The organism is Microcystis sp. M165S2 (assembly GCF_020245885.1).
In the GTDB taxonomy this organism is placed as follows: Bacteria; Cyanobacteriota; Cyanobacteriia; order Cyanobacteriales; family Microcystaceae; genus Microcystis.
Genome location: NZ_JADBTZ010000448.1, coordinates 1 through 9639 on the forward strand (window position 1 = coordinate 1; position 9639 = coordinate 9639).

At 43.5% G+C, this 9639-nt stretch carries 10 protein-coding genes; 2 read left to right on the plus strand and 8 right to left on the minus strand.

Annotation, left to right across the window (positions count from 1 at the left end):
• Positions 1–205 precede the first annotated feature (205 nt).
• Genes IM479_RS21890 through IM479_RS21900 form a run of 3 tightly spaced genes read right to left on the minus strand, consistent with a single transcriptional unit; the run spans position 206 to position 1230 of the window.
• Entirely contained in the window at positions 206–559 is a 354-nt protein-coding gene (locus IM479_RS21890; protein WP_287686020.1) for a DUF5615 family PIN-like protein, read from the minus strand.
• Positions 560–565: 6 nt separating this feature from the next.
• A complete protein-coding gene (locus tag IM479_RS21895; protein WP_024968814.1) occupies positions 566–898 on the minus strand; it encodes a DUF433 domain-containing protein in 333 nt (110 codons plus the stop codon).
• Between the two features lie 59 nt (positions 899–957).
• A complete protein-coding gene (locus IM479_RS21900; RefSeq protein ID WP_287686021.1) occupies positions 958–1230 on the minus strand; it encodes a hypothetical protein in 273 nt (90 codons plus the stop codon).
• Between the two features lie 1044 nt (positions 1231–2274).
• Between IM479_RS21900 and fumC the strand changes: the two genes are divergently transcribed.
• Complete coding sequence (gene fumC, locus IM479_RS21905) at positions 2275–3678, plus strand: class II fumarate hydratase (protein WP_287686022.1); 1404 nt, start codon at positions 2275–2277, stop codon at positions 3676–3678.
• 120 nt (positions 3679–3798) lie between these two features.
• On the opposite strand, the gene IM479_RS21910 is transcribed toward fumC, so the two are convergent.
• The 5 genes from IM479_RS21910 to map all read right to left on the minus strand — a co-directional run bounded on the left by IM479_RS21910 (position 3799) and on the right by map (position 8917).
• The gene (locus IM479_RS21910; protein WP_287686023.1) at positions 3799–6126 is read right to left on the minus strand and encodes a WD40/YVTN/BNR-like repeat-containing protein; all 2328 of its coding nucleotides are present in this window, start codon (positions 6124–6126) and stop codon (positions 3799–3801) included.
• 134 nt (positions 6127–6260) lie between these two features.
• Positions 6261–6887 carry an aminoacyl-tRNA hydrolase gene (gene pth, locus IM479_RS21915; RefSeq protein ID WP_287079505.1) on the minus strand — a complete coding sequence of 209 codons (627 nt, stop codon included), beginning with the start codon at positions 6885–6887 and terminating at the stop codon, positions 6261–6263.
• Positions 6888–6936: 49 nt separating this feature from the next.
• Entirely contained in the window at positions 6937–7161 is a 225-nt protein-coding gene (locus tag IM479_RS21920; RefSeq protein ID WP_002800048.1) for a DUF2811 domain-containing protein, read from the minus strand.
• A gap of 438 nt (positions 7162–7599) precedes the next feature.
• Positions 7600–8001 carry a universal stress protein gene (locus IM479_RS21925; protein ID WP_045360719.1) on the minus strand — a complete coding sequence of 134 codons (402 nt, stop codon included), beginning with the start codon at positions 7999–8001 and terminating at the stop codon, positions 7600–7602.
• 70 nt (positions 8002–8071) lie between these two features.
• Complete coding sequence (map, locus tag IM479_RS21930; RefSeq protein WP_287686024.1) at positions 8072–8917, minus strand: type I methionyl aminopeptidase; 846 nt, start codon at positions 8915–8917, stop codon at positions 8072–8074.
• A 188-nt stretch (positions 8918–9105) separates the two neighbouring features.
• On the opposite strand from map, the gene IM479_RS21935 reads away from it, so the two are divergent.
• Positions 9106–9639: RNA-guided endonuclease InsQ/TnpB family protein (locus IM479_RS21935; RefSeq protein ID WP_287686025.1), on the plus strand; the 534-nt coding region annotated here is incomplete at its 3' end.

The following is a 9639-nucleotide window of genomic DNA, read 5'->3' on the forward strand; positions in this document are numbered from 1 at the left end:
GGACAAGCTTTTCTGAACGGAACCCCCTAAGCCGAGTTTTCAAGGTGCTGTCCGCCCACTTGGTTTTCGAGACGGTCTTTTTAATTCTAACGTAAAGCCAACCTAGAACGGCGGGGTTTCCCACCCAAAATTTTCGATGACTCAACCGACCAGCTTGTACGTTCCGGTGCAGCGCGGTTGTTAGGTAGCGATTGCACTGCTGTTTTTAGCGGAGCGGAAGAAATCTTACCTGACCTTCCCACTCTTCCTCAAGACTACACTCAGCAATCAAGAGAATCTCTTCAATTGCTAACCCTACTGGGACACGACGACTAACTTCAAACAACCCAGGCATGAATAAACCTGATTCAAGACGTTCGTAAGCAAAAGTTGTCATGGTAGCAACATCATGGGTGAGAACAATACGTCCTTCTTGCGCCGCCCACGCCAAAACAGCGGGGTCATCGACTCCTGACAATCCCACATCTTGAACCCGCACAACGTCTATCTGTGAATTTTGACGAAGAATGCCTCGGACAATCTGGTGATTAAAATTTTCGTCAGCAAGAAACCGAATCATAATGGTTTAAACGTTTTGGATTCTCCTTGCCAACAATCGTTCACGGATTCCAATTGGATTAAAATGCTGTTCAACTTCCTGCCGATTTTTTTCTGACTGACGTTGACGTTCTGCAAGGTATGCATGAACTTCATCTCGGTGTCTGAGGTAGTAACCAATTGCTAAGTAGACATCCGGTAGTTGTAGAGATGGATACTGCTCTCCTATTTCTTCTGGTGTACACCCTTCAAGAAAAGCAGTCACAACTGTATCCAAGGTAACGCGAGTGTTAGCAACTCGTACAACGCCCTGAGAATCAGTAACTAATGGTGCTTTTTCAACAGCTATTGTTATTGTCATCGGTCATATACCTAATTTTCAAGTTTAGTCTTTCGCCATATCGCTACCAATTAGCCCTACTAACCAATTAGCCCTACTAATAGCACTACTGATACCCCACCCCAAATAAGAGCCAGCAACCACCAGTTCCCCAACACTAAACTTGCATACCAAGGCATTATAGCTAACGTAGCTGGGAGCATCAAAATAGAGATTGCTCCCATCGATACTCCCCACTCATCAAAGACAATTCTGACACTCCATATATAACCAACGATCATGCATCCAAATCCAACTAAAGCCCCCAAGCCCCCTACTGCTGTCACTGCTCCGTTTTTTCCTTTTCTTGCCATGTTGCTCACCGCTAGATTCAAATTACCTAACGGTTGAGCTGAGCGGCGCGCACGCCACTGTTTGAGCTTGGCACTTTATCTGTCACGCGTCCGCTCCAGCGATTTGTTAGGCATCACTACCACTGCGGCCATCGCGCCATGCAGCGAAACAGATACCGCATCTTGGAGCTAGAATTAGCTCTTCGCGCTCGAATGCCTCCCCGGGTAGGTTGGCATTCACCGCAATGTTGAACCGAGCGGCGCAGGATTGGCAGACAACTATCGGCAAGAGTTTGCTCCCGTCGTCCAAGAGGTCGATGTTGGCACTAACCGCCGAATCCGGAAGTACCTCCAATGACCCACGAATTGCGGAGGTAACATGCGGACAGCATAACTGCCCTAACTGTACCCCATGAACTTGGCACAGCTCTGCGCCCATACGGTGACCTTGAGTGATGGCTAACTATATAATATACGGAAACTTTCCTTATACTACGCTAAATACGCACTTTTAAAAGAATCTTTCCGTATATTACGCTCAAGTGGAGTGATCGCGAGAAGTCTTCCGCATATCACGCCCAAAAGCGTGTTAGCCAGATTAGCGTACTGTAAACAGCACTAATTGTAGTCGTTTTTTAGGGGTGATCGGCAAGATTACTGTCAATTTACCCCTAGTTTTCTCTCTTGGCTTAGTCTGTAACCAATCTTTTACAACGCTGTAACTTGATCCCAGTGAATAAGTTAATCCAGCATTAGGCGATCGCTCCTCAGCAATTGAGAAAGTTTTCACAACGTCCAACGGTAGCCAGCAATTATTGTCCAGATCAGCGATCGCTGAATAATTGCCTCACGATTAGCATTGACGTTACCGATAATCAAGGAAATAAATTTGCCCCCATCAAACCGACTCGATCAACTGCGCTCTTTTTGGTCCCTAACATCGGAAAAAATCCTCAATAAGGCTTGACAAACTAGCTAGACTTGACTTATAATTTTAATATAATGGGAATCCGTGTCGCCCTGCAACCCCTCTCTTTTCAGGCCAGATGCAGAAGTAACTTAAAGATGACAGAATTTCGCATCGAGAAAGACAGCATGGGAGAAATTCCCGTACCTGCCGATAAACTTTGGGGAGCGCAGACCCAAAGATCCCTACAATACTTTAGTATAGGTGATAATCTCATGCCCCGGGAGATGATCGGGTCCTATGCCATTCTCAAAAAAGCCTGTGCAATTGTCAATCAGCAAAAGAATCGTCTCAGTCAGGAGAGAAAAAACCTTATCTGTCAAGTCTGCGATGAAATTTTAGCCGGACAACACGCGGATAACTTTCCCCTCTACGTTTGGATGACGGGAAGTGGCACCCAATTTAACATGAACATCAACGAAGTCATCTCCAATCGTTGCAGTCAACTGACGGGGAATCCTCTGGGTAGCAAAACCCCCGTTGACCCCAACGATCATGTTAATATGTCCCAATCGACTAATGATTCCTTTCCCTCGGCCATGTATATTGCCGTTGCCTTGGCAGTCAAGGAAAAATTAATTCCCAGTCTGCAACTATTACGGAATAGTCTCGATGCAAAGGCGCAATTATGGGCAAATATAGTTAAAATTGGCCGCACTCACCTACAGGATGCCACCCCTTTAACCCTCGGACAAGAGTTCTCCGGTTATGTAGGTTTATTAGATGATGGCAGCGATTGGCTAGAAAAATGTCTAGAAAAAGTCTATCGTTTATCTTTGGGAGGAACAGCAGTCGGTACGGGAATTAATGCTCCTCTCGGTTTTGCTGAAGATGTGGCTGCCGAAATCGCTAATCTGACCAAATTACCCTTTATTACCGCTCCTAATAAGTTTACCGTGCAAGGTTCCCACGATGCTCTGGTTTTTTTGAGCGGGGGACTGAAAACTATCGCTAGTTCCCTCTATAAAATTGCTAATGATATCCGTTTACTTAGCTGTGGTCCCCGTTGTGGAATCGGAGAATTACAGCTGCCAGAAAATGAACCGGGTTCTTCAATTATGCCGGGAAAAGTTAATCCCACCCAATGCGAAGCTTTATCGATGATAGCAGTGCAGGTGATAGCTAATGATTTAGCGGTGACGATGGGAGGTGCTGGAGGACATCTGGAGATGAATGTCTATAAACCTCTGTTGATTCATAATCTCATGCAGTCTATCCGTTTGCTCACTGATGGTTGCAGTAATTTCTGTCAATTTTTGGTTCAGGGGATGACTGCTAATCAAAAACAAATTGAGACTTTTTTAAATCAATCCTTGATGCTGGTGACTGCATTAAGTCCCGTGATTGGCTACCAAAAGGCTGCCTACGTCGCTCATTATGCCCTAGAAAAGGATTTAACCCTGAAAGTGGCAGCCTTGCAACTAGGATACATCAAGGAAGAGGATTTTGAGCGCATTGTTGACCCCGCTAAAATGGTTAATCCCTACGTTGCCGATGGTTAATTCTCTGAGGGGTTGACTGCCGTAAAAATCAGAGGTCGCAGGCAGGCACGGATTCCCATTATATATATAAGCATAAGGCAAGCGGCGGGATTTGTCAAGCCCCGCCGGTCAAAATTTCCGCTAAACTTGGCTAATGATAGCGAAGAAAACAAACAGAAAAATCATAAATGCTGCTGCCATGCGGAAGAAGGATTTAGGAAGATTAATAATTTTCTCCAGTTTCAGGAAACCCACCAGAAAATAAGCGACGATTGCCAGGAGAATCGGGATAACCACGCGCAAGATTGTGCCAAGGGGACCAGAGAAAAATTCACCGATTTTATAGCGGGGTGTATTTTCTTCCGCGTGAGGAGGAATAGTTACACTTGTCCAAGTTTCTCCCCCATCGGTGGAACGAAAAACTGTAGTTTTAGCGCCACCAAAACCGAATAAAGTTTTATCTTGAGCGTAATTAGGAGAAAACTGGACGGAGATACCAGAGGAAGGGATACTATGAATTTTCACTAGGGGTATTTTAGGATCACCAATTGATTTAAAAGTTTCTCCTCCATCGGTAGATTTAAACAAACCATCTCCCTGTAAACTAACTATTACCGTGCGATCATTAGCATAATCAGGAGAGATAGCAATGGTTTCTACCGAGGTGTTAGGATTAAACCCCGGTTTCTCTAATTTTGTCCAACTTTTAGCCCCATCTTTGGTGACAAACAAACCAGAAATTGTCCCGGCAAAAATAGTTCCATCCTTGGGATAATTGGGAGACATTGCCAACTGCACATTAGAGGTTTTTGATAGGGGGGTTCCTTGGCTGACATTTTTCCAAGTTAGTCCACCATCAACACTTTGATAAATGCCCTCTTTTCCCGTGACAAACAAAGTTTTATCCTTAGCAAAATCAGGGGAAGCTACCATGGACGGGGCATAATTACCAAAAATTCTGCCCACTTCACTGATCTTTTTAACCGTATTTCCTCCATCGGTAGAACGAAATATTCTACCCTGCTGATTGGTGAGAAAAAGAGTTTTATCATTGGCAAAATCTGGGGAAGGAACTATCCTCGGACCGCGGACTTTCTGATCGATTTCGATAATTTTCCAGAAATCACCACTGTTATCGGATTTGGCAAATTTATTGCGTAAAAACCCCGCAAAAATAGCTCTATCTTCTCCATAGTTAGGAGAAAAGGCAATGTCAAAGAAACGCCGAGGATCTTGTCCTGATTCTTCGGGATCTTTACCAAGTCGATAAACCTCTAAACCGCGATTAATTGGTGTCCAAGTTTCCCCTTTATCGCGACTGATAAAGATATTGCCTACATAATTAGCAATGACAACAGTACCATCCTGGGCATAATTAGGAGAAACCGCCATGGCGATAACTGTTCCCCGGGCTAAAGTTGCTATTTCCTGCCATTGTTTGCCGCTATCCGTGGTTTTAAATAAGCCATTAAATCCCCCTAAAAACATCGTATCTTCAACGACTTTTAAATCCATAAAATGGGGAACTTTATAATCATCACCCTGTTTATCTTTGGTTAAACCCTCGCTCATTTTTGTCCAACTTTTGCCCCCATCTTGCGAAACATACATTCCGTCATACCAAGTGATGGCATAAAGGGTTGAATTTTGGGCATACTGGGGAGAAATAACGATGTCTTCGATGATTTTATCTTTAATTCCTTCGTTAACAGCTTGGAAGGTTTTACCATCATCAACGGTTTTAAAAATACCTGCTTCTTTTGTGCCGACAAAAAAGGTTTTATCCCTGTCTAAATTAGGAGAAAAAGCAATTGTATCCACTGCCCCCACATTAGCAGGTAAGGGGAGATTCTGCCAAGTTTTTCCCCCGTCGGAGGAAGTGTATAATTTACCCTGTTCATCCCCGAAAAAAATTCGATCAGGATTGTTGGGAGTAATAGCTAGAGAGGTTATCAGTGCCGTGGTGGGGAAAATATTTGACCAATTTTTACCGCCATCTTCGGTTAAATAAACCCCTTTTTCTAATCCCACTGCCGCTACTATATTGGGATCGGAAGGGGCAATTTCTACGAAGTTAATAAATTTAGTTTCTAAACCCTGATTAACTTTCTGCCAAGATTCCCCCGCATCTTCACTTTTATAAATACCATCGGATCTTGAAGCTAAATAGAGAATATTTTTATTGAGGGGAGATAGGGATAGGGAACTTAATTCCCCCGTATAATCTAAACCTTGAATTAATCTTGTCCAGTTGCTACCTCCATCCCTAGACTTATAAAAGTTATTTCGCACCAAGATATATACTGTATTATCTGTCTGGAAATCGGGAGAAACTTCCAATTGACTAATCACATCATGGGGACGATGGGCAAAAGCAGCACTACTCCCAAGACAAAAAACTGTAGCGATTATCAATAAAATGAGATTAAACTTGTAGGCGAATCTCAGCAAACTTTGGCGATTAATCATACTTAAACTGCTAATATCGAGGATAAAAATTGACCTAATCTAGCAAAGGGCGATCAAAATTTAAGCAAGGGTTCTGTAAGAGTATAGACGAAAATGGCGATTATAACCATTACTAAAATCAGGCTTATTTGCTATCAGCATAGATTAGAACCAATCTCTACACTTTGATTATTGTAGAGACTCATGGCCTTTTGTAACCCTTGTTTGAGACCAAGTTCGATCGCTTTTCTGGACAAGTCTAACACTTTCAAGATAACTTGGTTTTCTTGGGGGGTGAATCGGCCTAAAACGTGGGAAATTGTCGCTTTTTCGGTTGATTTACCGATTCCTATGCGTAAACGAGCGAAGTTTTCCGTACCAACGTGGGCAATCATCGATTTAATACCGTTGTGTCCGCCCGCCGATCCCGATAGACGGATTCTCAACCGGCCTAGGGGCAGATCCATGTCATCGTAAATGACTAAAATCGACTCTGGGGCTAGTTTATACCAATCTAGCACCGCTCGCACCGATTGCCCGGAGCGATTCATATAGGTTTGGGGTTTCAAGAGACGAATTTTGCCTGGGAGAGGACTGTCACCCTCAGCGATAAAACCTTGAAATCGCTTATTTTCCTGCCAAGATAGCCCCCAATCCCGCGCTAATGAGTCCACAGCTTCAAAACCGATATTATGACGGGTGCGATCATATTTGGGTTCGGGATTACCCAAACCGATAATTAACTGAGGAATGATTAAATTAGGGGTTTTATCGGAATTCATAGGGGAAAATCGGGCTTTTAACCATGACCCGACTCTTATTATCACCGAATTAGCACTCCGAGCGCTGGAACAAAGTTTCTAGATAAACCTTGGCACAGCTATTTTGCTCCTCAAAATTCATCCTTTCGGAGGATTGACAATTAAGTAGAAAAAATGATAGAGCCGCCGTAAACACGCCATCTTGATCCCAACCGGGGTGAGTTTCTAGATATTGTTGTAGGGATTGGTGGAGGATTTCGGGGATTTCTGCCAAGATACTGACGGATGTATTCATATCGTTTACCTCTGAATCTGAAGTGGGGAAATCCCTGACTGGTGCAGTGGACAGTAAGGACTATTGTGAGCCAAGTTGGGGGGAGTTGCAATATTACCAGATGTAAAGGAATGCTTTAGAAAAACTTAATATTTACGAGCGAATAAGGGTTAGAGCTAAATTTTATTTACTCAACTTAACAATAACTCAGTATCTATCGATGGGAATTTTTACAATCAAGATTAATTTTTTCTCGAAGCAAGTGCCGATTCTATCGCTGTTGCCTGTGGAAAAGTCTGGGTAAACTGTGGAAAACTTGGGAGTGAGTGGGGAAATACTGGGGAATGTATGGGGGAAAACATTGGGGAAAAATAAGATTTGCAAATTTTAATCCGTAGTGATGCTCAAGACTACTTAGGCACTCTTGCCAGAGTACCTTTTCTAGCTGAATGCTGGCTGCTATGCTTTTACCACCAATACTGAACAGGTAGCTTCTGCCACCACGAGACTACTAACAGAATCTTCGATCACCCGTTGAACTCCCGTTAATCCCCGACTGCCGATCACGATCAGATCAGCATGATAGATATTAGCTAAACGAATAATTTCCTCCGCTGGATCACCAAAGATGACCTCGATTTCACTAGGGGCAGCAATCTGGGATTGATAGCAGCGCAATTGATCTTCAATGATCTCACGGGAGGGGTGAGGGCGATCGACTGGCGATTCATCTCCCTCCTTGCCGAGGATATGGGTGAGGATGATGCAAGAATTTGCCGTTAGAGAAAGGGAATTCAAGGACTGAAGGACTCGATCCGATAATTCCCCACAATCTAAGGCAACAACGATATTTTTAAACATTTTGACTAAATCCTGCCGCAAATCTTTTATTTTGCCATTATCTAAGGATAATAAGCCTAGATAGACAATTTTATAGGTTATTGCGATCGGTTAAGATTTCGTAACCCGTGGCGGTTACTAAGACAGTATGCTCAAACTGAGCGGAGAGAGCATTATCCATCGTCACCACCGTCCAACGATCGCGCAAAGTTCTGGTATGTTTAGATCCCGCGTTGACAATTGGTTCAATTGCCAGAGTCATTCCGGTGCGGAGTTTGACATTGGCTAACTGATTAGTGCGAAAATTAAATACCGAGGGTTCTTCGTGGAGATTTCTGCCGACTCCATGACCAGTAAAATCTTCTACCACTTGGAAACCGTTAGCTTGAACGTGATCTTCGATCGCTCCTGCAATATCGAGCAGATAATTGCCAGCTTTTACCTGATTTATGCCTTTATATAAGGCTTCTTCTGCCACGCGGATTAATTTTTCGGCTTTGGGAGAGACGGAACCGATAGCGATCGTGATACAGGAATCCCCATGATAACCTTGGTAGTAGGCCCCCGTATCTACCTTTAACACAGAACCAACTTTGAGGCGTTTTTTCGGGCTAGGGATACCGTGAACGACTTCGTTATCGACAGAGGCACAAATCGAGGCAGGAAAGCCATAATAACCTTTAAAACTAGGGGTAGCACCCATTTCGCGGATACGTTTTTCCGCATAGGCATCCAGATCCGCCGTCGTCATTCCGGGTTGAGCGATCTGGGCAATTTCCTTAAGGACTGTGGCGGCAATTTTACCCGCTTGTCGCATAATAACGATTTCTGCGGCGGATTTGGTTTCGATTCCCCGGCGGCTTTTCTGTACTCGCGGTGAACCTACTTGCTCTGGGGTTTTAGTTTCGGGAAAAAGCAGCTTGGTTAGGATGTTCATGGACAGTTGGCTCAGAGTCTTTACCTAAAATGTCGGATGAATGCCCCCGCTAGATTTTTCGACAAGATGCTCACCTTTGCGGGGGATGAAATCCGACCAGAATATCAGCAACGGAGCATCGGTTTAATTCTACCATCTGTGAGTAAACTGTGTTATAATTAAATTAACCAATGGTCGAGGATTGTTAGATGCTAGTCGTAGAAGCAAAGCTAAAAAACGGAACACCAGAGCAATATCAGAAACTCGATGAAGCTATCAGAACTTCTCAGTTTGTGCGTAATTCTTGTGTTCGTTATTGGATAGAAAATAAAGGGACAACCCGCAATGACCTCCAAAAGCTTTGTGCGGTACTAGCTAACAATAAAGAGACACCATGGGTTAATAAATTAAACTCACAAGCTCGTCAATCGGCTGCTGATAGAGCCTGGCAATCAATTAATCGGTTTTACCAGAATTGTCATGCTAAGATACCTGGGAAAAAGGGTTTTCCTCGGTTCAAAAAGCATAGCCGTTCGGTTGAATACAAACTAACAGGCTACCAACTATCAGATGATAGACGTAAAATTAAGTTCACCGATGGCTTTAAAGCAGGAGAATTTGATTTATGGTGTAGTCAAAAAACCTTAGTTTATTATTCAGAACAACAGATTAAACGGGTAAGAGTTGTTAGACGTGCTGACGGTTATTATTGCCAGTTTTTGATTGACGTAGAACGGCAAGAA